Origin of the sequence: Caballeronia sp. LZ065, assembly GCF_031450975.1 — a bacterium.
Classification (GTDB): Bacteria; Pseudomonadota; Gammaproteobacteria; order Burkholderiales; family Burkholderiaceae; genus Caballeronia.
Genome location: NZ_JARUXV010000001.1, coordinates 892,387 through 915,312 on the forward strand (window position 1 = coordinate 892,387; position 22,926 = coordinate 915,312).

A 22,926-nucleotide genomic window follows, 5' to 3' on the forward strand; every position below is an offset into this window, starting at 1 on the left:
GAAAATGTATGTTGCAATCATTTAACGATGTTCGCATTAATTGAGGCGTAAGCCGGTATTAACCCGGGGCGTCACACGCGAGCACTTGGACGGTGCGTGGTCAATGCTTTGAATGACCACTTGGTTTCTGTTCTTCGAAACAGAGTCCCTTTCACGTGTCATCAGTCGCCCGGACGTGCGCCAAGCACAATGGCTGACTCGCTGGACGTCATTTTCGATCCGCCGCGGGCGTGTTCCGTGCTTCGTGACCGGTTGGCTCAACAGGAGGCTCGAATGACCCTTGCCGTATCAACCGTCACGCTGCCGACCGGCGAAACCCTTCCGACACTCGGACAGGGCACATGGGAAATGGGCGAGCGCCCGAATGCGCGGGCCAGGGAAATCGCCGCCTTGCGGGAGGGCGTCGATCTGGGCATGACGCTCATCGATACCGCCGAAATGTACGGCGACGGCGCGAGCGAGCAATTGATCGCTGAGGCGCTCGGCGACCGGCGCGACGCGTTGTTCATCGTCAGCAAGGTGTATCCGCACAACGGCAGCGAGCGCGGCGTTCAGGCCGCCTGTGAGCGCAGCCTCAAACGCCTGAAGACCGACCGCATCGATCTGTATCTGCTGCATTGGCGAGGCGGCGAGGATCTGGAAGGCGTCGTGGCCGGCTTCGAAAAATTACAGCGCGACGGCAAAATCCGCCACTGGGGCGTGAGCAACTTCGATACCGACGATATGGAAGAACTTTTCTCGCTCGAAGGCGGCAACGCATGCGCGACCAACCAGATTCTCTATAACGTCGCGCGGCGCGGCGCGGAATTCGACCTGCTGCCGTGGCTGCGCGAACGCCGTATGCCCGCCATGGCCTACAGCCCCGTGGATCACGCGCGCCTGCCGCGCGGCGGCGCGCTGGAAAAGATCGCGGCGGCGCGCGGGGTGTCGGCGTTTCAGGTGGCGCTGGCGTGGGTGCTGAAGCAGCCGGCGGTGTTCGCCATTCCGAAGGCGGCGGACGTCGCGCATGTCCGCGAAAACCGCGCGGCGCTCGACCTCAACCTGTCGGCGGACGAACTCGCCGAGATCGACCAGCAGTTCAAGCCGCCGAAGTCGAAGCGCCCGCTGGAAATGCTGTGAAGGGACGCCTGCTCAACTGCAGGCGTGATGCGCATGCACGGAGCCCAGCACCGCCACTTCGGCGGGCGTGCGCTTCAGGTCGTCTTCGTTGACCTGCTTCGCGTCGGCGACGAAATCATCGATGATCGACGACACCTGCGTGTCCGTCAGGCACAGCGACACGCGTTTCGTCTCCGTCTCCGGCAGCGACATGCGCTGCGACAGGAACAGCACGCCGTACTGATAGCCGCGCACGATGCCGCGCACCGCGCCCAGGCATTGTGCCAGTGCGGCGTTATCCGACCTGTTGGCGCACTGCTGCGCGAGCGTCCAGGCGGAGAAGGTGGGGTCGGAGGCGCCGGGCGTCGGGGCGGGCGCGGTGGTCTGCGCCTGAGCGGCAAGGGTGACGGCGAATGCAGCGCCGGCGACGAGCGAAGCGCGGGCCATGGAACGGGCGGGTTTCATCGGTTGAATCCTCATTGTTGTGGAACGTCGAACCGATGAGAGATGTCGCGGACCGCTTTGGTTCCGGTCAATGCTTTCGCCGGGCGGCTCGTCGCGCAATCAGTTATCCCGGCGCTGCAGTGTGCGCAACTCTTCCACGGGAATGTGGCAATGAATCGCGTGATCGTTGCCGGCGTTGCGGCAGGGCGGTGTTTCGGTTTCGCATATCGTTCCGATCTTGCGCGGGCAGCGCGTATGGAACACACAGCCCGAAGGCGGATGCGCCGCGCTCGGCAGGTCGCCGGATAAGCGAATGCGCTGCGCATGCGTGCCGTCGAGCGACGGCGCCGACGACAGCAACGCTTCGGTGTACGGATGCTGCGGGCCGCCGAAGACATCGGCGGCGCGGCCGATCTCCATGATGCGGCCGAGATACAGCACCGCGATGCGGTCCGACAGATAGCGCACGACATGCAGATCGTGCGAGATGAACACGTAACTCACGCTGCGTTCGCGCTGCAGATCCGCGAGCAGGTTGAGGATGGCGGCCTGCACGGACACGTCGAGCGCGGAGGTCGGTTCGTCGCACACGACCACGCGCGGGTCGCCCGCGAACGCGCGCGCGATCGCCACGCGCTGCTTCAGTCCGCCCGACAGCTGCCGCGTACGCGCGCCGAGATAGCGCGCCGGCAGCCGCACGGCCTCGGTCAGCTTGTGCAGACGCGCTTCCTTCGCCGGGCCATGCAGCGCGGCAAGCTTGGAGAGCGAACGCGCGATCAACTGCCGCACCGAATGCGCGCGGTTGAGCGCCGAGTCCGGATTCTGGAACACGATCTGCAACGACTTCACCTGCTCGTCGCTGCGCTGGGTTACGCGCTCGGGCAGGCTGGCGCCGTTGAGTTCGAGCGTGGCGCCCTTGTCCGGCGACACGAGGCCGAGCAACAGCTTGGCAAGCGTCGTCTTGCCGCTGCCCGATTCGCCCACCAGTCCGAGCGTCTCGCCCTGCACAAGGTCGAGAGAGACATCGTGGACGGCGCGCACGTCCTCGTCGCCGACCCGAAAGGTCTTCGACAGATTGCGCGCCGACAATGCAAGCTTTCCCGTGCCGTTCGCGACGGGCACCGGCACTTCATCGGTGGCGCGCGGCAGGTCTTGCGCACGCTCGTGATAATGGCAGCGCGCCATCTGGTCGCCGTGTGCGGCCGCGACGCGATACGGCGGCGGCGCGTCCTTGAGACAGCGCTCGTCGGCGAGCTTGCAGCGCGGCGCGAAGATGCAGCCTTGCGCAATCGCGCCCGGCGAGGGCAGGGAGCCGGGAATGGTGTCGAGCCGGCCCGTTTCCTTGCTGCGTCCCGCGCGCGGCAGGCAGCGCAGCAAACCCACCGTGTACGGATGACGTGGCTTCGCGAACACGTCGGCGGTCGCGCCTTCTTCCACGAGCTTGCCCGCATAGAGCACGCCGACACGCTCGCACATGCGCCCGATCACCGCGAGGTTGTGGCTGATGAAGAGCACGGCCGTGCCCAGCTCGGCGCGCAGCTGCGCGATGAGATCGAGCACTTCGGCCTCGACGGTGGCGTCGAGACCCGTGGTGGGTTCGTCGAGGATCAGCAGTTCCGGATTGCAGGCCAGCGCCATCGCGATGACGACGCGCTGCTGCATGCCGCCCGAGAGCTGATGCGGATAGCTGTCCATCACGCGTTCCGGCGACGCGATGCGCACGCGCCGGAGCATGTCGACGGTGCGGGCGAGGGCTTCGTCGGCGGATGCGCCGGTGACCTCGAACGCTTCGGAGACTTGCCGCGCAATCGTCAGCGACGGATTCAGCGCGCGCCCCGGATCCTGATAGACCATCGAGACGGCGTTGGCGCGCATGCCGCGGAGTGCGACGGGGCTGAGCCCGGCGACGTCGCTGCCGGCAATCGTGATCTTGCCCGCCTTCACGCGGCCGTTGCGCGGCAGATAGCGCAGCACCGCGAGCGCGGCGGTCGACTTGCCGCAGCCCGATTCGCCGACGAGCCCATACGCCTCGCCGCGCTTCACGCGCAGCGTGACGTCCTGGAGCACGTCGCGTTCGCGTCCGCGCGACCGGTAGGCGACCGTCAGCCCGACGACGGTCAGCGCGTCGGCCTGATCGCCTTTCGCGGCGCCGAAGGTGGGAAAGGCGGAGGGCGGGGGGCCGTTCATCGGTCGAGCACTCCCTGCACGGCGTCGGCGACCAGATTCACCGCGACGACCAGCGTGGCGATCGCGGCGGCATCGAACACGACGGTCCACCACGCGCCGCCGGCCATCAGCGTGTAGCACTCGGAGAGCGCGAGGCCCCAGTCGGCGGACGGCGGCTGGATGCCGAAGCCGAGGAAGGAGAGCGTCGCGACCGCGAAGATGGCGTAGCCGAGCCGCACGGTCGCCTCGACGATGATCGGCGGCAGCACATTCGGCAGGATCTCCGCGAACATGATGTACAGCGCGTTCTCGCCGCGCAGCTGCGCGGCGAGCACGTAGTCCAGATGGCGCTCGCCGAGCACGGCGGCGCGCACGGTGCGCGCGGTGATCGGCGCGAAGGTCAGGCCGATGACGAGGATCACCGTGGTATTGCTCGCGCCCACCGCCGCCAGCGCCAGCAGCGCGACGATCACGAGCGGCAGCGCCAGCAGCGCGTCGATCGCGCGGCCGATCACGGCGTCGACCCAGCCGCCGAAGTAGCCGACCGCGAGACCGATGGTCGTGCCCGCCGCGGTGCCGAGCAGCGTGGCGAGCGGGGCGATGGTCAGGATGTCGCGCGAGCCGACGATCACCCGCGCGAACACGTCGCGGCCGAGTTGATCGGTGCCGAACCAGTGTTCGGCGGAAGGCGGCGCGAGCGAATTGAGCGGGTCGGAGGCGAACGGATCCTGCGGCACGAGCCAGTGGCCGAACAGCGCGCACAGTACCCAGAACAGGAGGATCAACACGCCGAGGTCGAAGCTGCCCGAACGCACGAGCGCGCCGAGCGCCTCGTAGCGGCGCGGTTTGACGGGTGGGGAGGCCGGGGCGGCAGTCGTGCTCATGGTGCGTCTCCGCTGGATTCGGAGGTGCGCAGGCGCGGATTCAGCACCACATACAAGGCGTCCGCGATCAGGTTCGCCCCGGTGTAGATCACGCCGATCGTCAGCACGCCGGCTTCGAGCATCGGAAAGTCCTTGCCTTGCGCGGCGGTGTAAATGAGCGAGCCGATGCCCTGGTAGTGAAACAGCGTCTCCACCACCACGAGCCCGCCGATCATGTAGCCGAGCTGTGTGGCGGCGACGGTGATGGTCGGCAGCAATGCGTTGCGCAGCACGTGCCGCAGGATCACGACGCGCTGCGGCAGGCCTTTCAGGATGGCGGTGCGCGTGTAGTCGGCGTCGAGCGCCTCGACCGTGCCGGCGCGGGCCATCCGCGCGATATAGCCGAAGAACACGAACACGAGCGGCAGCACCGGCAACACCAGATGTTTGAGCTGGGTGAAGAAGCCTGCCCCGGCGGGCGCGGTGGCTTCGATCGGCAGCCATTGCAGCCACACGCCGAAGATCAGGATCAGCACGATCGACGAGACGAACTCCGGCACGACCGTCGCCGTCAGCCCGCCGATGCTGATGAGCCGGTCGATCCAGCGGCCCGCGTGGAGCGCAGCGTACACGCCGCCCGCGATGCCGAGCGGCACCACGACGACGAAGGCAAGCGCGCCGAGCTTCGCCGAGTTCCACAGCGCGCCCGCGATGAACGGCGCGACCGGCGCGCGGAACGCATAGGACTCGCCCATGTTGCCGCGCAGGAAGTGGCTGATCCAGCCGCTGTATTGCGTGAGCAGCGGCCGGTCGACGCCCAGTTGATGATTGAGCGCCGCGACCGCGCGGGCATCCGCGAGCGGGCCGAGGATCGCGCGGCCGACATCGCCCGGCAGCAGTTGCCCGCCCGCGAAGACGATCATCGACAGGAGCCAAAGCGTGATGAGCGCGAGCAGCAGGCGCACGCCGACGAAGCGCACGATGCGGCGCAGTTTCGCGGCACCGTTGCCCGGCGTGACCACGCGCGTGGTGGGCGTGAGGGTGCTCATCGCGTGAACCTCCTTGCCGCGCTCAACCGGCCGCCACCGTCGCGCGGTCGAACCACATTTGCGAAATCGCGTTGAAGCGCACGCCCGAGACGGTCGCGCGCGTGACGATCAACTGGTCGTAGAAATAGGGAATCACGACCGGCGTTTCGTCGAGCAGCAGGCGCTGGATCTGCCCGGACAGCTTCTTCTGTGACGCGACGTCCAGCGCGGCCACGAACTGCGTGACCAGCTTGTCGTACTCCGCGTTCTTGAAGTGCGCCGCGTTCCAGGTGCCGCCGCTCGTCAGCGGCGCGTTCAGGAACACGTTCGGCACGCCGCGATGGCCATAGTCCGTGATGCCGAGCGGCGAATCGAGCCAGTCCGACTTGCCGAAGGTCCCGGAGCCGTAGTACAGATCCTGGCTTTCCACCTTGAGCGTGATGCGGATGCCAATCGCCTTCGCCGCGTTCTGCACGACGACGGCGAGATCGGGAATCTCCATGTACTTCTCGGTGGTCAGCGTAATGTCGAAGCCGTTCGCCACGCCCGCTTCGCCCAGCAGCTGCTTGGCCTTCGCGATATCGAGCTTGCGCTGCGGCACGCTCAGGTCGCTCGACGGAAACACCGGCGCGAACGGGCTGTCGTTACCGACCTGCGCGCGCCCGCGGAACAAGCCCTTGACGATCACTTCGCGATTGATCGCGAGCGCCAGCGCCTGGCGCACACGCTTGTCCTTGAACGCGCCCATGTCGCAGCGCATGTGGATCTGCCGATGCGAACTGGACTTCGTGCCGAGCACCTTGAACTGCGGATTGGTCAGCATCGAGACGCCGCCCTGCACCGTGAAGTCGCCCATCACGTCGGCCTGGCGGCCCTGCATGGCGAGAAGTTGCGCCTGCTGGTCCGCATAAAAGGAGAAGCTCACGCGATCCGGCAGCGACTTCTCGCCCCAGTAGTCGGCATTGCGCACAAACGAGGCGCCGACCTTCGGCGTGTACTTCTCCAGCTTCAGCGCGCCGGTGCCCATGAAGGTCTTTTCGTACGGACCGGTGAAGTTCGCCGGCAGGATCACCGCGTTATACGTATTCGAGGACACGTAATACGGGAAATTGCCGTTGGGGGCGTCGAGGTGAAATTCGACCGTGTGATCGTCGACGGCCTTCGCCGAATCCTTCGACAGCACGCCCTTCAGCACCGACAACGCCGCCGAGCCAGCGCCTGGATCCGACAGCCGGTTGAAGGTCGCGACCACGTCTTTGGCGGTCATCGGCTGGCCGTCGTGGAACTTCACGTTCGGGCGCAGCTTGAAGGTCCAGACGTCGCCCTTGTCGTTGGACTTCCACGAAAGCGCAAGCGCCGGGCGCAGCGTCAGGTGTTCACTGTCGTCGTCGATCAGGAATTCGCCGGTCTGGTTGATCAGCGCGAGACCCGCTGCGTCGGTGACGGTGAGCGGATCCACCGCGCCCGCCGGCGTCAGATGCGCGACGCGGATCGTGCCGCCCGGCTTGCCCGCGCCCTGCGCGCGCGCCGACGGCATGCCGAAGAGGCCGCCCGCCGTGAGCGCGAAGCCGAGCACGCTCGCATGGCGCAGCAGTTCCCGGCGCGTGAGGCGGCCGGCCATGAATTCGTCGATCGCATGATTGCCGAGTTCGCCCGCATTCGGGCGGGCGAGGTCGAGGAGAGGCGCGTCGGTGGAAGATGTCTTCATCGTGTGCGGATGTTGTAGTTGTCGCGCCCGCTCCGTCTTGCGCCGGGCGGGCGATCAGTTGAGCCGCGTCGAAAGCGCCGCCGCGTCTGGCTTGGGTAGCAAGATACGCGCCGCGCCGCCGTCCTCAGCGTACCGCCTTCAATGGTCGTGCGGATGCTTGTGAATCGGATCGACCCAATAGACTTCCTCGGGCTGCTCCACGGCATCGATATTCAGATTCACGACGACCGCTTCGTTGTCGCTGCGCACGAGCACGCATTCGAGCGGCTCGTCGGTCCGGGCGTTGATCTCCTGATGCGGCACGTAGGGCGGCACGAAGATGAAGTCGCCGGGACCCGCTTCAGCGGTGAATTCGAGATGTTCGCCCCAGCGCATGCGCGCCTGACCGCGCACGACATAGATGACGCTCTCGAGCGCGCCGTGATGATGCGCGCCGGTCTTCGCATTGGGATGGATGGTGACGGTGCCGGCCCAGATCTTCTGGGCGCCGACCCGTGCGGCGTTGATCGCGGCGGCGCGGTTCATGCCGGGCGTCTGCGCGGTGTTGGTGTCGAGCTGATCGCCCCGGATGACCTTGACGCCGTGCTCGCGCCAATCGATATGCTGATGTGCGTCGCTCATGTCGTGCTCGTGCCGTATCGTATCGTCTGCGGATAGAGAAAGTCCGTTGCGGCCAACCCTGCGCCGGCAACGGACCTCGAGGCTACAGGCATGCTACACGCATTTCTGCGCGCGCCCTGCTAGCGTTTCTACTTCGACTTCGAGTTGATGATCGCCTCGGAGACATTCGACGGCGTCTCCGCGTAGTGCTTGAACTCCATCGTGTAGGTGGCGCGGCCTTGCGTCAGCGAGCGCAGCGACGTGGAATAGCCGAACATCTCGGCGAGCGGCACTTCGGCGCGCACCAGCTTGCCGCCGCCGCCCGCGATGTCTTCCATGCCCTGCACGATGCCGCGCCGGCCGGACAGGTCGCCCATCACGTTGCCCATGAAGTCCTCGGGCGTCTCGACTTCGACGGCCATCATCGGTTCGAGCAGCACGGGCCGCGCGCGGCGCATGGCTTCCTTGAAGGCCATCGAGCCGGCCATGCGGAACGCGTTTTCGTTCGAGTCCACGTCATGGTAGGAACCGAAGGTCAGCCGCACCTTCACGTCGACGACCGGATAGCCCGCGAGCACGCCGGCCTTGAGCGTTTCCTGGATGCCTTTGTCCACCGCCGGGATGTATTCGCGCGGAATCACGCCGCCCTTGATCTGGTCGACGAACTCGTAGCCCTTGCCCGCGTCCGGCTCCAGCGCGATCACCACGTGGCCGTACTGGCCGCGTCCGCCCGACTGCTTGACGAACTTGCCCTCGACGTCCTCGACCTTGTTGCGCACTGTCTCGCGATACGCGACCTGTGGCTTGCCGACCGTTGCCTCGACGCCGAACTCGCGCCTCATCCGGTCGACGAGAATTTCGAGGTGCAGCTCGCCCATGCCGGAGATGATGGTCTGGCCGGATTCCTCGTCGCTGGTCACGCGGAACGACGGATCTTCCTGCGCGAGCCGGTTGAGCGCGATGCCCATCTTTTCCTGATCGGCCTTGGTCTTCGGCTCGACGGCCTGCGAGATCACCGGCTCCGGGAAGATCATTCGTTCGAGGATGATGACCTTGTTCGGATCGCACAGCGTGTCGCCGGTCGTCGCTTCCTTCAGGCCGACCGCCGCGGCGATGTCGCCCGCGCGCACTTCCTTGATTTCCTTGCGCTCGTTGGCGTGCATCTGCAGGATCCGGCCGAGACGCTCCTTCTTTTCCTTGACCGGGTTGTAGACCGTGTCGCCCGAATTCACCACGCCCGAATACACGCGGAAAAAGATCAGCTGACCCACGAACGGGTCCGTCATGATCTTGAAGGCGAGCGCGGAGAAGGGTTCGTCGTCGCTCGGATGACGCTCGGCTTCCTGGTCGTCTTCCGTGTGCCCGAGAATGGCGGGGACGTCGACCGGCGAAGGCAGGTAGTCGATCACGGCGTCGAGCATCGCCTGCACGCCCTTGTTCTTGAACGCGCTGCCGCACAGCATCGGCACGATTTCATTGGCGACCGTGCGCTTTCTCAGCGCCGCCTTGATCTCGTCCTCGGTCAGGCTCTCGTGATCTTCCAGATATTTCTCGAGCAACTCCTCGCTGGACTCGGCCGCGGCCTCGACCATCTTCTCGCGCCACTCATGCGCGAGTTCCTTGAGGTTGTCGGGAATCTCCTCGTAGCTGAAGTTGATGCCCTGGCTGTCGTCGTCCCAGACGATCGCCTTCATCTTCACGAGGTCGACCACGCCCAGGAAATGCTCTTCCGCGCCGATCGGAATCTGGATGGGCACGGCCACGCCCTTCAGGCGCTCGCCGATCTGCCGCTGCACGCGGAAGAAGTCCGCGCCGACGCGGTCCATCTTGTTGACGAACGCAATGCGCGGCACCTTGTACTTGTTCGCCTGGCGCCACACGGTTTCGGACTGCGGCTGCACGCCGCCGACCGAGTCGTACACCATGCAGGCGCCGTCGAGCACGCGCATCGAGCGCTCGACTTCGATGGTGAAGTCCACGTGTCCCGGCGTGTCGATGATGTTGATGCGATGTTCCGGATAGTTGCCCGCCATGCCTTTCCAGAAGGCCGTGGTGGCGGCAGAGGTGATCGTGATGCCGCGTTCCTGCTCTTGTTCCATCCAGTCCATCGTGGCCGCGCCGTCGTGAACCTCGCCGATCTTGTGCGTCACGCCGGTGTAGAAAAGGATGCGCTCGGTAGTCGTGGTCTTGCCGGCATCGATGTGAGCGCTGATTCCGATGTTCCGATAGCGCTCGATGGGAGTCTTGCGGGGCACGTGAACCTCCTGTGGATGAAACGACCGGAACCGGCAGTGCAAAGCCCGTTCCGGCCCATGCGAATCGTTCAAGAATAGCGCGTCGGCAGGCTTTTTGCTGGAATCACGGAAGGCGCGCGGCAGGTTGAGGAGTCGAAAAAAAACCGGCGGGATGCGCCGGTTTCGATCATCGGAGGTCGTCTCTTCAGACGCTCCGTTTCACTGCACACGTCATTGCGCGCGCGGCAGTCCCTTGAGCTGCATGCCGGGCTTGATGCCCTTCGCGGCGAACCAGCCCTTGCTCATTTCCAGCGCATAGACGCCGTTGTTGCGCGGGCAGTGATTGTTCTCGGTTTCGGCCTGCATCTCGTCGATATCGGTGATCGTGCCGTCCGCGCGGATGAAGGCGATCGACAGCGGGATCAACGTGTTCTTCATCCAGAAGCAATGCACGGCGTTTTCGTTGAACACGAACAGCATGCCTTCATTCGGTGCGAGCTGGGTGCGATACATGAGCCCTTGCTCGCGATCGGCGTCGCTGGCGGCGACCGCCGCATCGATCACGAACATGCCGGCGGTCAGTCTGGCGCGCGGGAAGTCGGAGGGTTGCTTGGCGCCGGGCGGCATGGTCTGCGCCTGTGCGGTCTGCACGAGCGGCAGCGCCGCGCACGGCAGGGCGAGTGCGATCACGCAGGCGCGCGCCAGCTTGATGAGGTTGAGTCGTTGATTCCGGACACGCGCGACGGCACGCAAGACGAGATTCACGGCAAAGCTCCCTTGTTCATTCAGTTGCGTCACTCAAGTGCGACTTTGTTGCCCATTCTGTTGCTCGAGCGCTTGGACAAGCCCCGCGCATGTTACTCGATGCGGCAGCACAAAACAAAAGGGCAGACGCCTTGCGGCCGTCTGCCCTGCAACGCCGTAAGCACGGCGGTAAGACTCGTTCTTGACTGCTATACCGCGTTCTGCACCAAACTTACTGAGCTGCCGAAGCGGCTTCCGGAGCCGATGCTGCCTTCTTGTGCGACTTCTTCGTCGACTTGTGCGACTTCTTGTGAGCCGACGACTTGTGAGCCGACGAAGCAGCTGCCGGAGCAGCTGCAGCCGGTGCCGACGCTTCTTGTGCGAATGCAGCGGTTGCGAACAGGCCAGCGACGAGAGCAGCGATCAGTTTGTTCATTCTGTAAATCCTCAGCTTGAGTTGATTAACCAAGACGACCCGGTCATGGAGTCATGTCGGTAAACGAGCCACCTACCTTTCGGTTGACAGCCGTATCGATTGATTTAGAGGCGACACGCCTGTGAACGTTGAACCTTTCAAACACCCTGGAGCACACAGCGTGCTGTAATCGGTTATGCGCTCATGCCGGATAGCTTTTCGCGGCATCTGGGGCCCTTAACGCATCGTGTGAAGACTCGGTTGACGCGGATTTTCGGAAAATGCGCAGCAGAACCGAAAAAAATCCGGCCGGCGCAAAACGCCGCGAACTGCATTAGCCGATCTTCATGACACGCGTATTCATGCGCGCATCGAAGCCCACTCGGCGGAGCATTTTTGAGAACGGTGAATGGGATTCATCGAAGGCGTTGCCAGGGTGCGGCCGGCGCCACATCGACGGACTGACCCGGCGCGAGTCCGAGCGCGAAGATGTCGAGCGCGCCGATGGCCACGCGCACCAGCCGCAGCGTCGGAAAGCCGACCGCCGCCGTCATGCGTCTCACCTGGCGATTCTTGCCTTCGGTGATGGCGAGTTCAATCCAGGTCGTCGGAATCGCCGCGCGATAGCGAACCGGCGGCGTGCGTGGCCAGAGCGCCTGCGAGCATTCATTCGCGACGAAGGCGGCGCGGCATGGACGCGTCACATAGTCGCCGAGATCGACACCGCGCGCGAGATGTGCGAGCGCGGCGTCGTCGGGCGCGCCTTCCACCTGCGCCCAGTAGCGCTTGACGAGCTTGTGGCGCGGCTCCGCGATGCGCGCCTGCAGGGCGCCGTCGTCCGTGAGCAGCAGCAGGCCCTCGCTGTCGGCGTCGAGCCGTCCCGCCGGATAGACGTCCGGCGTGCTGACCCAATCCGCGAGCGACGCGCGCGTTTCATGCGCGGAGAACTGGCAGATGGTGCCGAAGGGTTTGTTCAGGGCGATCAATGGCATGCGAAGCGCGCGCGGCGACAGTGAGGGGTTCGGCCTGGAGAATCCGGCATCTTAAAGCATGCGTGACGCCGCGCGGCACACGCTGCTCGCGATCCCCGCGCCGCCCGCAGGCCGTCCGGCGTGGTTAGAATGACGTTCTCGCCATGACGGCATGCACCCGCGCGCGCATGCCTGAGTGGGCGCTCTCCATCCAGTTTGCTTCCATTCAGCCCGGCCTTCTCTGGAGTCGACCATGCCGTATCAGCACATCAAGGTTCCGGCGGACGGTGACAAGATCACCGTCAACGCGGATTTCTCGCTCAACGTATCGGACCAGCCGATCATTCCGTTTATCGAAGGCGACGGCACGGGCGTCGATATCACGCCGGTCATGATCAAGGTCGTCGATGCGGCGGTGGAGAAGGCCTACGGCGGCAAGCGCAAGATCCACTGGATGGAGATCTACGCGGGCGAGAAGGCCACCCGGGTCTATGGCCCGGATGTCTGGCTGCCGGACGAGACGCTCGACGTCGTGAAGGATTACATCGTGTCCATCAAGGGCCCGCTGACGACGCCGGTCGGCGGCGGCATCCGCTCGCTGAACGTCGCGCTCCGCCAGCAACTCGATCTCTACGTGTGCCTGCGCCCGGTGCGCTATTTCAAGGGCGTGCCGTCGCCGGTGCGCGAGCCGGAGAAAATCGACATGGTGATCTTCCGCGAGAACTCGGAAGACATCTACGCGGGCGTCGAATGGCCGGCGGATTCGCCCGAGGCGAAGAAGGTCATCAAGTTCCTGCGCGAAGAGATGGGCGTGAAGAAAATCCGCTTTCCCGATTCGTCGGGCCTGGGCATCAAGCCGGTGTCGCGTGAGGGCACCGAGCGTCTGGTGCGCAAGGCGATCCAGTACGCCATCGACAACGACCGCCGTTCGGTCACGCTGGTGCACAAGGGCAACATCATGAAGTTCACGGAAGGCGCCTTCCGCGATTACGGCTATGCGCTGGCGCGGAAGGAATTCGGCGCGGAACTGATCGATGGGGGTCCGTGGATGAAGGTCAAGAGCCCGAAGACGGGCAATGACATCGTCGTGAAGGACGTGATCGCCGATGCCTTCCTGCAGCAGATCCTGCTGCGTCCGGCGGAATACGACGTCATTGCCACGCTCAACCTGAACGGCGACTACATCTCGGATGCCCTCGCGGCACAGGTGGGCGGTATCGGCATTGCGCCGGGAGCGAACATGTCGGATTCGGTTGCGATGTTCGAAGCGACGCACGGCACCGCGCCGAAATATGCGGGCAAGGATTACGTGAATCCCGGTTCGGAAATTCTTTCAGCCGAAATGATGCTGCGTCATCTCGGCTGGTTTGAAGCGGCGGACCGCGTGATTCAGTCGATGGAACAGTCGATATTGTCGAAACGCGTCACTTACGATTTTGCCCGTCTCATGGAAGGCGCAATTCAGGTTTCCTGTTCGGGCTTCGGCGAGGTGATGATAGAGAATATGTGACGACTCACCTTCATTCGAGCGCGTATTTGAAAAACCCCGAAAGACCTATGCCTTTCGGGGTTTTTATTTGGCGAACATGCGCAATATCTGAGTCATCGCCCGGCTTGGACCAGACGTAAAAAAAACCCGGCGCGGAGGCCGGGTTCACGAGGCAGGTTCTGATCGAACGGTCAGGCAGAGTCCTGGATGTTCGAAGCTTGTTTGCCTTTCGGTCCCTGAACAATCTCAAAGCTGACCTTCTGGCCTTCCTTGAGCGTCTTGAACCCATTCATTTGAATCGCCGAGAAGTGAGCAAACAGATCCTCGCCGCCTTCATCGGGCGTGATGAATCCATAGCCTTTCGCGTCGTTGAACCATTTGACCGTACCAGTAGACATTCGTACTTCCCCTCTAACTCTCGTCGCATCCCAAGAGCCCTTGGAAAAGATTGGTACCCACCCCTCATTGCGAGTGCCCTCTTTTCTTCACTGGCTCACCTCGGGCATTTCTTATCCGTGGAGTGGCCCCCCGGAAAAAAGTGCCAGTTTGATTGTTGAATCTCTTAAATCGAGTGTCAAGGAATTTTTGGGATGGCCGATAAGCTCGTTGCAAAGAGCGCATTCGTAGGGGTAATTCCTGCTTTGCGTGTGCGGCGCCGTCCAAGCAGCACACCTTGAAAAGACGCATAATCGACTCACTTGTGTGATACGGCCAGCACTGGCGGCGGGCGGCACAGCCGGTTTTTTTGAAGCTGTGCGATACTGGGTTCGACGAGGTGCAAGCGGGCCGCGCCGGACCACAGGGGCCGCGGCAGGATTCGATGGACCTTCGCTGCGCGAGCACGTTTCCAGTCATTTATTCCGGGTCTTCGGGCCGGTGCTGGAGCGGCGATTGCAGGGATGTCCGTGTTGTTTAGAATGGGTGTATGGCGACCAATCCCAACAAGCAGGACGGCACGGTACTGGAGCGGCAGGAGCAGAAGCTCAAGAAGCCGGCCATGTACCAAGTGGTGCTGCTGAATGACGACTTCACGCCGATGGAATTCGTCGTGATGGTCGTGCAGGAATACTTCAATAAGGACCGCGAGACTGCGACGCAGATCATGCTGAAGGTTCATCGCGAAGGCAGGGGAGTTTGTGGGGTCTACACGCGAGATATTGCGTCGACCAAAGTTGAGCAAGTCGTTAGCCATGCACGGCAGGCGGGGCATCCGCTGCAGTGCGTGATGGAGGAAGCATGATTGCCCAGGAACTGGAAGTCAGTCTGCACATGGCGTTTATGGAAGCACGTCAGGCGCGGCATGAGTTCATAACGGTCGAGCATCTGTTGCTTGCCCTGTTGGACAATCCGACCGCGGCTGAGGTGTTGCGCGCCTGCGCAGCCAACATTGAAGATTTGCGGCAGAACCTGCGCAATTTCATTCATGACAACACGCCGACCGTGCCGGGCACGGACGACGTCGATACTCAGCCGACGCTTGGTTTCCAGCGCGTGATCCAGCGCGCGATCATGCATGTGCAATCGACCTCGAACGGCAAGAAGGAAGTGACCGGCGCGAACGTGCTGGTGGCGATCTTCGGCGAGAAGGATTCGCATGCGGTGTACTACCTGCAGCAGCAGGGCGTGACGCGACTCGACGTGGTGAACTTCATTTCCCATGGCATCGCCAAGACGAATGGCGGCGAGTCCGCCAAGGCGAACAGCGAGGCCAATCCCGAGTCGGAAGACGCTGCCGCGCAGAAGGAAACGCCGCTTGCGCAATTCACGCAGAACCTCAATCAGCTCGCCAAGGACGGCAAGATCGATCCGCTGATCGGCCGCGAGCCGGAAGTCGAGCGCGTGGTGCAGGTGCTGTGCCGCCGGCGCAAGAACAATCCGCTGCTGGTCGGTGAAGCCGGCGTCGGCAAGACGGCCATCGCCGAAGGTCTCGCCTGGCGCATCACGCGCGGCGAAGTGCCGGACATCCTGGCGGACGCGCAGGTCTATTCGCTGGACATGGGCGCATTGCTCGCGGGCACCAAGTATCGCGGCGATTTCGAGCAACGCCTGAAGACGGTGCTGAAGGAACTGAAGGAGCGTCCGCACGCCATCCTGTTCATCGACGAGATTCATACGCTGATCGGTGCGGGCGCGGCTTCGGGCGGCACGCTGGATGCCTCGAACCTGCTGAAGCCGGCGTTGTCGTCGGGACAGCTGAAGTGCATCGGCGCGACCACGTTCACTGAATATCGCGGCATCTTCGAGAAGGACGCGGCGCTCTCTCGCCGGTTCCAGAAGGTCGATGTCACTGAGCCGTCGGTCGAACAGACCGTCGCCATCCTGCGCGGCCTCAAGACGCGCTTCGAAGAGCATCACGGCGTGAAGTATTCGTCGGGCGCGCTTTCGGCGGCGGCGGAACTGTCGGCGCGCTTCATCACGGACCGTCATCTGCCCGACAAGGCGATCGACGTCATCGACGAAGCGGGCGCGGCGCAACGCATCCTGCCGAAGTCGAAGCAGAAGAAGACCATCGGCAAGAGCGAGATCGAAGAGATCATCTCGAAGATCGCGCGCGTGCCGCCGCAAAGCGTGTCGCAGGACGACCGCAGCAAGCTCCAGACGCTCGACCGCGACCTGAAGGCCGTTGTATTCGGCCAGGATCCGGCCATCGATGCGCTGTCGGCCTCGATCAAGATGGCGCGCGCGGGTCTCGGCAAGACGGACAAGCCGATCGGCGCGTTCCTGTTCTCCGGTCCCACGGGTGTCGGCAAGACCGAAGTGGCGAAGCAACTGGCGTTCACGCTGGGCATCGAACTGCTGCGTTTCGACATGTCGGAATACATGGAGCGTCATGCGGTCAGCCGGTTGATCGGCGCGCCGCCGGGATACGTCGGTTTCGATCAGGGCGGCCTGTTGACCGAAGCCGTCACGAAGAAACCGCATTGCGTGCTGCTGCTGGATGAGATCGAGAAGGCGCATCCGGACATCTACAACGTGCTGCTGCAGGTGATGGACCACGGCACGCTGACGGACAACAACGGCCGCAAGGCGGATTTCCGCAATGTCATCATCATCATGACGACGAACGCGGGTGCCGAGGCCATGGGCAAGTCGGTGATCGGCTTCACTTCGCGCCGCGAGTCGGGCGACGAGATGAACGACATCAAGCGCATGTTCACGCCGGAGTTCCGCAACCGTCTGGATTCGATCATCAGCTTCCGTTCGCTCGATGAAGAAATCATCCTGCGCGTGGTCGACAAGTTCCTCATGCAACTGGAAGATCAGTTGCACGAGAAGAAGGTCGATGCCGTCTTCACCGACGCGCTGCGTCATCATCTGGCCAAGCATGGTTTCGACCCGTTGATGGGCGCGCGGCCGATGCAGCGTCTGATCCAGGACACGATCCGTCGTGCGCTGGCCGACGAGCTGCTGTTCGGCAAGCTGATGAACGGCGGCCGCGTCACGGTGGATGTCGATGACGAGGACAAGGTGAAGATCACCTTCGACGAGAATTCGGCGCCGCCGCGCAATCCGAATCCGGAAACGATCGAAGTCGAGTAAGCCATCCAGGATGGGCAGAGAAAACGGCGCGAGTGACCCTCGCGCCGTTTCGTTTGCAGCGTCAGTGGATCAATCGATCAATCGCGCGACAGATCCTCAAGCGAATCGAAGGCCAGCGGCGCGTCCATGTAAGCGTTCAACTTGTCGCGCGTCCACGACTCCGGATTGCCGATCGACGACACAATGCCCGTCGTCGAACCTCCGCCCAACAGCACCGCGAAAATGCCGCGCAGCGGGAAGTCGCCGTACAAGGGTGCGGAGATGTCGAACGGTTCCGAGCGGATGAACATGTCCGCGACGGTCGCGCCCATATCCGGGAAGGACGGCGAAAACGGCAACGCGAGGATCGTCGGATTCACGTTGTGGTAGTCGCTGCCGATCGCCGCATCGCCCATGATGCAGCTCCCGCCCGTGCCCCAGTGCTGGCTGTCGAAGTCCGCGTTGACCTGATCGTTCGCGTTAGGCGTGCGGCTCGCCGGAATCTGCCACGGCATGACGGGCACGCGCAGCGCACGGCTCACGCTCTCGCAGAAGTCGAAGTAACGCTGCCATTCACGCGGACCGTAGCAGTAGCCGTTCACGTAGGCGCGCTGGGTGAAGTCGTCGGCTTCATAGCGATCGATCGCCAGGAAGTCCGGCGCATACGGGCCGTCGCAGGCGCCTACGCTCTTCACATAGTCAGCGGTTTGCTGTGCCATCGAGGCCGGATCGATGTCCTGATAGATCCACTCCGAATAGCCCACGCCCCACAGATTGATCTGCCAGCCGAAGGTCACCTTCGGCGCCACCGTTCGGGTCAGCCAGTTCACCGCCAACACGTAACCGCCGATCGTATCGGTGATCGACGAAGGCACCTGAGCCTGAATGTTCCAGTGCGCGAGCGCCGTCTTCAGCGGCTCGATGACTGGCATCGCGTAGCTCGCGCCAAAGCCGGCCTGTTGACAGGCCCCCAGGAAGTCGGGATTGACGATGAAGCCCGCGGGCACGTCGTGCTGCTCATCTGCATTGCTCATCGCGATATTCAACGCGAGGATGTAGTTCGCAAAGCTGTGCGCATGGGCGTCGGCGTTCGCGAGGATGCCGGGCGTGTTGCCGAGCGACAGATTGCATGTGTACGAGATCGCAACCGGCAGTACAGCTTGCGTGTTGCCCATGGCGCTCTCCGTGTCGCGCGCGAGCTTGATCAACGCGCGTGTCTGCGGATCGTCCGACAGATAGACGTTCGAGTCGCCGGCGCCGTCGGTGCCTGCATAGATGAAGATCGACGTGGCGCGGGCGGCGGCGAGATCGGCCTGATTGCCTTGCGTCAGGTTCACGCAACCACCAAAGCCCAGGTACGACGGGAAGCCGCGCACGTTGAGATTCGCGGAAGCCTCCACCGACACGTCGAGCACGCTCGAACCGTTGGCGGCAACGGTCAGCGAGGCGGGCGCTTCGACGACGCGAACGATCCCGCCCGACACGAACGCGGGCGCCGTGACCGTGTACGTGCCCGGCTTGACCGGCGTCGCGAATGACGTCGTCTGGGTCGTGGCCGTGATCGTCTGCGAGTAGTTCATGTCGTCGCCTTGCAGACGCAGCACGATGCTCCGTGACAGCGGCGTATCAGCGGTGACGTGAATGGGCAGCTGGACGAAGCCGGTGGTATCGACGCTCTTTGTCTCGACCTGCGACTGGCCGACCGACACCGTCTGCAACGCGTTTTCAAGCTTCACATCGTGAATGTCGAACGTGTATTGCGCGTTGTTCACGCTGATGGCGTCGATCGCGATATGCGCCTTGGCTGAAACCGGCAGCGAGCGCAGCGATGTGGTCGTGCCGGTCGTGGTCTCGAAAGCGGCCAGCGTCGCGCCGCTGTTCTCGTCCGTCACCGTGACCGAGAGGGTTTCGTCGTCGAGACCCTGAAGCGTGTCGATCACGATATCGAGCGCCGCCGTTCGCTCCACCGCGCCGAACGTCACGTCCATGGCGACCGTCGCGCCAGCCGCGAGCGTGAACTGCATCGGCGCGACGATCAGCGGCGCCGCGACGGTCTGGTCGGCCGTATGTACGTCGCCGCATTGCACGGTGTAGTCGCCTTGCTCGAGCGTCACTGAGGTCTTGGCACCATACGCGAGCGTGACCGGCGTAGCCTGCGAGCCGCGCAACAGCGTGATAACCGGCGACACGTCTTGCAGCGCGGCGTCGGGCGCGGCGTCGCAGTCGATCTGGACGGTCGCGTTGACCGCCGGAGCCTGGTCCGCCGCGATGACGAACGAGTTCAGATACGTGTCAGGACTGGCGGTCAGGTCACCGTTGATGGAAATGGTGATCTGATCCTTCGTATCGATCAGATGCGGCGCATCGAAGTCCATCTCCAGCGCGATGGAGTACAGGTTGTCGCCGATCGAAGTCGATTGCACCTGATTCGACGTTGACACCCACGAGGTGAAGCTCGGCCAGACGTCCGTGGCGTTCACGGCGGCCGGCGAAGAGAAATTCAGCGCGAGATACTTGCCGACCTTGACCTGCCTGCCGTCTTCATAACGGAGATTGGAGACGATGATCTGGCCATACCACTGGCCTGCTCCCGGGGCGACGACGGCGTCATATTGGATGTTCATAGTGTGGTTTCCTGCAAAGTAAAAAAGCGAATTGATCGACGGCACGAAGCAAATCGGCCGCTGCGATCGCGCTTGTCTGGATAACTGAATAAATTCTGTTTCAAGCAACGAAACAGATTGAAGGGAAGGACGTGGCTCCTGACGGAGCGACGGCGTCGTGACGGTTCAGCCCGGAAGAGGGCTTGAATGAACCGTCACTTGCCGATGAGAATAAGAAGCCGGGAGCAAAAGCGGCAGAGAGGACGCGCTACTTTTGTATAGAAGATGGTATGTCAGGCGACGGGCGCCGCCTGCTTGTTGACTGATTGCTTCAGTGCTTGCCGGTGCTGCCGAAACCGCCGACGCCGCGCGCGCTGGCGTCGAAGTCATCGACAATATTGAATTGCGCCTGCACCACCGGCACGATCACCATCTGCGCCAGACGCTCCATCGGGTTGAGCGTGAAGGCCGTGTTGCCGCGATTCCATGTGGAGACCATCAACTGGCCCTGGTAATCGGAGTCGATCAAGCCCACCAGATTACCGAGCACGATGCCATGCTTGTGGCCCAGTCCCGAGCGCGGCAGGATCATCGCGGCATAACCGGGGTCGGCGAGATGGATCGCGAGACCGGTCGGCACGAGCACGGTTTGATGCGGTTCGATCACGAGCGCCTCGTCGAGACACGCGCGCAGGTCGAGGCCCGCGCTGCCGGGCGTGGCGTAGGCAGGCAGGAAATCGCGCATGCGCGCGTCGAGGATCTTGACGTCGAGTTTCATGGAATCAGGTGTCAGCGGCCGAGCTCGAAAGCGTCGGCCAAAAGTTGATAGGACCGCGTGCGCGCGGCGTAGCTGCCGGCGACCGTCAGGACGATCAGTTCGTCGGCGGCGCAACGTTCCTGCAACGCGTGCAATTGTTCCGTGACGCGCTCCGGCGTGCCGATGATGCTGCGTGCCTTTTCATGCGCGATCACGGCCAGTTCGCGCTCGCCGTAACGTTGCGCGATGCCCTGTTCGATCGAGGGAATCGGCTCGTTCAGGCCATAGGCCATCTGCACGCGGCGCAGGTCGACGGCCTTTTCGAGCGCCTCGGCTTCCTGCTCGGTATCGGCGCAGATCGCGAACACCGCCGCGGCGAGATAGGGCTCCTTTTCGTGTCCGGCCACGAAGCGCTCGCGATACGCTTGCGCCACATGCTCGCCCATCCGCGGATTGATGAAGCTCGCGAAGGCGAAGCGGATGCCGAGCTGCGCGGCGAGCAGGCCGCCGAAATCGCTGGAGCCGAGCATCCACAGTTCCGGACGCGTGTCGATGCGCGGTTGCAGCAGCACGCCATGCGCGAGGGCATCGTCCGGCACGGTGCCGTCGAACAGCGCGATGAGTTCCGCGACCTGCTGCGGGAAGATATCGCCACGGTTGTACGCGCCTGCCGCCACGGCTTGCGCCGTGCGCATGTCGCCGCCCGGCGCGCGCCCGACGCCGAGATCCACGCGCCCTGGAAACAGGGCTTCAAGCATCAGGAATTGCTCTGCGACTTTGAACGACGCGTAATACGGCAGCATGACCCCGCCCGAGCCGATGCGGATGCGCTTCGTCAGACTGCCAATGCGCGCGAGCATCACTTCCGGACACGGATTCGACACGCCATGCAGGCCGTGATGCTCCGCGCACCAGAAGCGGGTGAAGCCGAGATCGTCGGCGAGTTGCGCGAGATCGAGCGTGGCGGCGATGGCGTCGGCCGCCGTGTGGCCGTGGATGACCGGCGTCTGGTCGAGTACGGAGAGCTTGGTCATCGCGTCAGGAGAGCAGCGCGCCGCCGGTCTTCGGCGCGCGTCGGGCAATCTCCGCAATCAGCGTGCGGGCGAGTTGCTGTTTGTCGGCGCGCGGCAGCGGCGTCGTGCCGCTTTCCTCGAAGAGCACGACTTCATTGTCATCGCGGCCAAATGCCAGTTGCCCAATGTTGCCGATGAGCAGCGGAATGCCTTTGCGTGTGCGCTTCTCGGCGCCGTTGACGTCAAGGTCGCCGCTCTCGGCTGCGAAGCCGACGCAATACGGCGGATTCGGCAATCGCGCGACCGTGGCGAGGATGTCGGGATTCTCGACGAACGTGAAGCTCGGCTGCGGCGCGCCCGGCACTTTCTTGATCTTGTGCTCGCTGACCTGCTCCGCGCGCCAGTCCGCGACTGCGGCCACCGCGATGAAGATGTCGGCGTCGGGCGTGGCTTGCATGACGGCGTCGTGCATTTGCTGCGCCGTCTGCACGTCTTCGCGGAACACGCCCCACGGGGTCTCCAGCGCGACAGGACCCGCAACCAGATGCACGTCCGCGCCCGCCTGCGCCGCCGCGCGCGCCAATGCGAAGCCCATCTTGCCGGAGGAACGGTTGGTCAGGCCGCGCACCGGATCGAGCGGCTCGAAGGTCGGGCCCGCGGTGATCAGCACGCGCTGGCCGCGCAGGATCTTCGGCTGGAAGAACGCGCAGATGGCTTCGAAGGCCGCTTCCGGCTCGATCATGCGGCCGTCGCCGACTTCGCCGCACGCCTGCGAGCCCGAGTCCGGCCCGAGCACGTCGACGCCGTCCGCACGCAGTTGCGCGACGTTGCGTTGGGTCGCGGGGTTCTGCCACATCTGGCGGTTCATCGCGGGTACGACGAGCAGCGGACAATCCCGCGCGATGCACAGCGTGGACAGCAGATCGTCGCACCGGCCATGCGCGAGCTTGGCCATGAAGTCGGTGGAGGCGGGCGCGATGACGATGGCATCGGCTTCGCGCGAGAGGTCGATATGCGGCATGTTGTTCGGCATGCGCGCGTCCCATTGCGACGTGTACACGGGACGGCCCGACAGCGCCTGCATCGTGACGGGCGTAATGAACTGCGTTGCCGCTTCGGTCATCACGATCTGCACGGTCGCGCCGGCCTTGATCAACAGGCGCGTGAGTTCGGCGATCTTGTAGCAGGCAATGCCGCCGGTCAGGCCCAGTACGAGATGTTTGCCTGCGAGTTCCAATTTGCCTCCGTCGCAATGAACGCGCGGCTCCGTGAAA

The 22,926-nt window shown here is 63.8% G+C and carries 19 protein-coding genes; 4 read left to right on the forward strand and 15 right to left on the reverse strand.

Annotation, left to right across the window (positions count from 1 at the left end; all coding sequences use genetic code 11):
• Window positions 1-273 precede the first annotated feature (273 nt).
• Window positions 274-1,119: an aldo/keto reductase gene (locus QCE63_RS04145; RefSeq protein WP_309830811.1), complete on the forward strand. Its 846-nt coding sequence runs from the start codon at window positions 274-276 to the stop codon at window positions 1,117-1,119.
• A 12-nt stretch (window positions 1,120-1,131) separates the two neighbouring features.
• Here the strand turns inward: QCE63_RS04145 and QCE63_RS04150 are convergent, their stop codons facing one another.
• From QCE63_RS04150 to QCE63_RS04195, 10 genes are all read right to left on the reverse strand, one after another.
• The gene (locus tag QCE63_RS04150; RefSeq protein WP_309830813.1) at window positions 1,132-1,563 is read right to left on the reverse strand and encodes a hypothetical protein; all 432 of its coding nucleotides are present in this window, start codon (window positions 1,561-1,563) and stop codon (window positions 1,132-1,134) included.
• Window positions 1,564-1,662: 99 nt separating this feature from the next.
• Window positions 1,663-3,729 (reverse strand): ABC transporter ATP-binding protein, encoded by a 2,067-nt coding sequence (locus QCE63_RS04155; protein WP_309830816.1) that lies wholly within the window; start codon window positions 3,727-3,729, stop codon window positions 1,663-1,665.
• Window positions 3,726-4,592 carry an ABC transporter permease gene (locus tag QCE63_RS04160; protein WP_309830818.1) on the reverse strand — a complete coding sequence of 289 codons (867 nt, stop codon included), beginning with the start codon at window positions 4,590-4,592 and terminating at the stop codon, window positions 3,726-3,728. The genes QCE63_RS04155 and QCE63_RS04160 overlap by 4 nt, the downstream gene beginning before the upstream one ends.
• Window positions 4,589-5,620, reverse strand: a complete 1,032-nt coding sequence (locus QCE63_RS04165) for an ABC transporter permease (RefSeq protein WP_309830821.1) — start codon at window positions 5,618-5,620, stop codon at window positions 4,589-4,591. The genes QCE63_RS04160 and QCE63_RS04165 overlap by 4 nt, the downstream gene beginning before the upstream one ends.
• Before the next feature lie 22 nt (window positions 5,621-5,642).
• Entirely contained in the window at window positions 5,643-7,307 is a 1,665-nt protein-coding gene (locus QCE63_RS04170) for an ABC transporter substrate-binding protein (protein ID WP_309830823.1), read from the reverse strand.
• 138 nt (window positions 7,308-7,445) lie between these two features.
• Entirely contained in the window at window positions 7,446-7,928 is a 483-nt protein-coding gene (locus QCE63_RS04175) for a cupin domain-containing protein (protein ID WP_309807436.1), read from the reverse strand.
• A 128-nt stretch (window positions 7,929-8,056) separates the two neighbouring features.
• Window positions 8,057-10,162 carry an elongation factor G gene (gene fusA, locus QCE63_RS04180; protein WP_309830826.1) on the reverse strand — a complete coding sequence of 702 codons (2,106 nt, stop codon included), beginning with the start codon at window positions 10,160-10,162 and terminating at the stop codon, window positions 8,057-8,059.
• A gap of 210 nt (window positions 10,163-10,372) precedes the next feature.
• A complete protein-coding gene (locus QCE63_RS04185; RefSeq protein ID WP_309833675.1) occupies window positions 10,373-10,846 on the reverse strand; it encodes a DUF192 domain-containing protein in 474 nt (157 codons plus the stop codon).
• Window positions 10,847-11,117: 271 nt separating this feature from the next.
• On the reverse strand, window positions 11,118-11,321 hold the full coding sequence (locus QCE63_RS04190) for a hypothetical protein (protein ID WP_309830828.1): 204 nt from the start codon (window positions 11,319-11,321) through the stop codon (window positions 11,118-11,120).
• A 395-nt stretch (window positions 11,322-11,716) separates the two neighbouring features.
• Window positions 11,717-12,292, reverse strand: coding sequence for a pseudouridine synthase (locus QCE63_RS04195; protein ID WP_309830830.1), 576 nt, complete (start codon window positions 12,290-12,292; stop codon window positions 11,717-11,719).
• Window positions 12,293-12,524: 232 nt separating this feature from the next.
• Here QCE63_RS04195 and icd point away from each other — a divergent pair, with 232 nt between their 5' ends.
• Window positions 12,525-13,781: an NADP-dependent isocitrate dehydrogenase gene (gene icd / locus QCE63_RS04200; RefSeq protein ID WP_309830832.1), complete on the forward strand. Its 1,257-nt coding sequence runs from the start codon at window positions 12,525-12,527 to the stop codon at window positions 13,779-13,781.
• 170 nt (window positions 13,782-13,951) lie between these two features.
• Here icd and QCE63_RS04205 read toward each other — a convergent pair whose 3' ends face one another.
• Window positions 13,952-14,158: a cold-shock protein gene (locus QCE63_RS04205; protein ID WP_309830834.1), complete on the reverse strand. Its 207-nt coding sequence runs from the start codon at window positions 14,156-14,158 to the stop codon at window positions 13,952-13,954.
• Window positions 14,159-14,685: 527 nt separating this feature from the next.
• On the opposite strand from QCE63_RS04205, the gene clpS reads away from it, so the two are divergent.
• Window positions 14,686-15,000 (forward strand): ATP-dependent Clp protease adapter ClpS, encoded by a 315-nt coding sequence (gene clpS, locus QCE63_RS04210; RefSeq protein ID WP_309830836.1) that lies wholly within the window; start codon window positions 14,686-14,688, stop codon window positions 14,998-15,000.
• On the forward strand, window positions 14,997-17,300 hold the full coding sequence (gene clpA / locus QCE63_RS04215) for an ATP-dependent Clp protease ATP-binding subunit ClpA (protein WP_309830838.1): 2,304 nt from the start codon (window positions 14,997-14,999) through the stop codon (window positions 17,298-17,300). The genes clpS and clpA overlap by 4 nt, the downstream gene beginning before the upstream one ends.
• Window positions 17,301-17,377: 77 nt before the next feature.
• Here the strand turns inward: clpA and QCE63_RS04220 are convergent, their stop codons facing one another.
• The 4 genes from QCE63_RS04220 to coaBC form a co-directional block, all read right to left on the reverse strand.
• On the reverse strand, window positions 17,378-19,903 hold the full coding sequence (locus QCE63_RS04220) for a hypothetical protein (RefSeq protein WP_309830840.1): 2,526 nt from the start codon (window positions 19,901-19,903) through the stop codon (window positions 17,378-17,380).
• Between the two features lie 310 nt (window positions 19,904-20,213).
• Entirely contained in the window at window positions 20,214-20,660 is a 447-nt protein-coding gene (gene dut / locus QCE63_RS04225) for a dUTP diphosphatase (protein WP_309830842.1), read from the reverse strand.
• Window positions 20,661-20,671: 11 nt separating this feature from the next.
• Entirely contained in the window at window positions 20,672-21,673 is a 1,002-nt protein-coding gene (locus QCE63_RS04230) for an LLM class flavin-dependent oxidoreductase (RefSeq protein ID WP_309830845.1), read from the reverse strand.
• A gap of 4 nt (window positions 21,674-21,677) precedes the next feature.
• Window positions 21,678-22,889: a bifunctional phosphopantothenoylcysteine decarboxylase/phosphopantothenate--cysteine ligase CoaBC gene (gene coaBC, locus QCE63_RS04235; protein WP_309830847.1), complete on the reverse strand. Its 1,212-nt coding sequence runs from the start codon at window positions 22,887-22,889 to the stop codon at window positions 21,678-21,680.
• Window positions 22,890-22,926 lie beyond the last annotated feature (37 nt).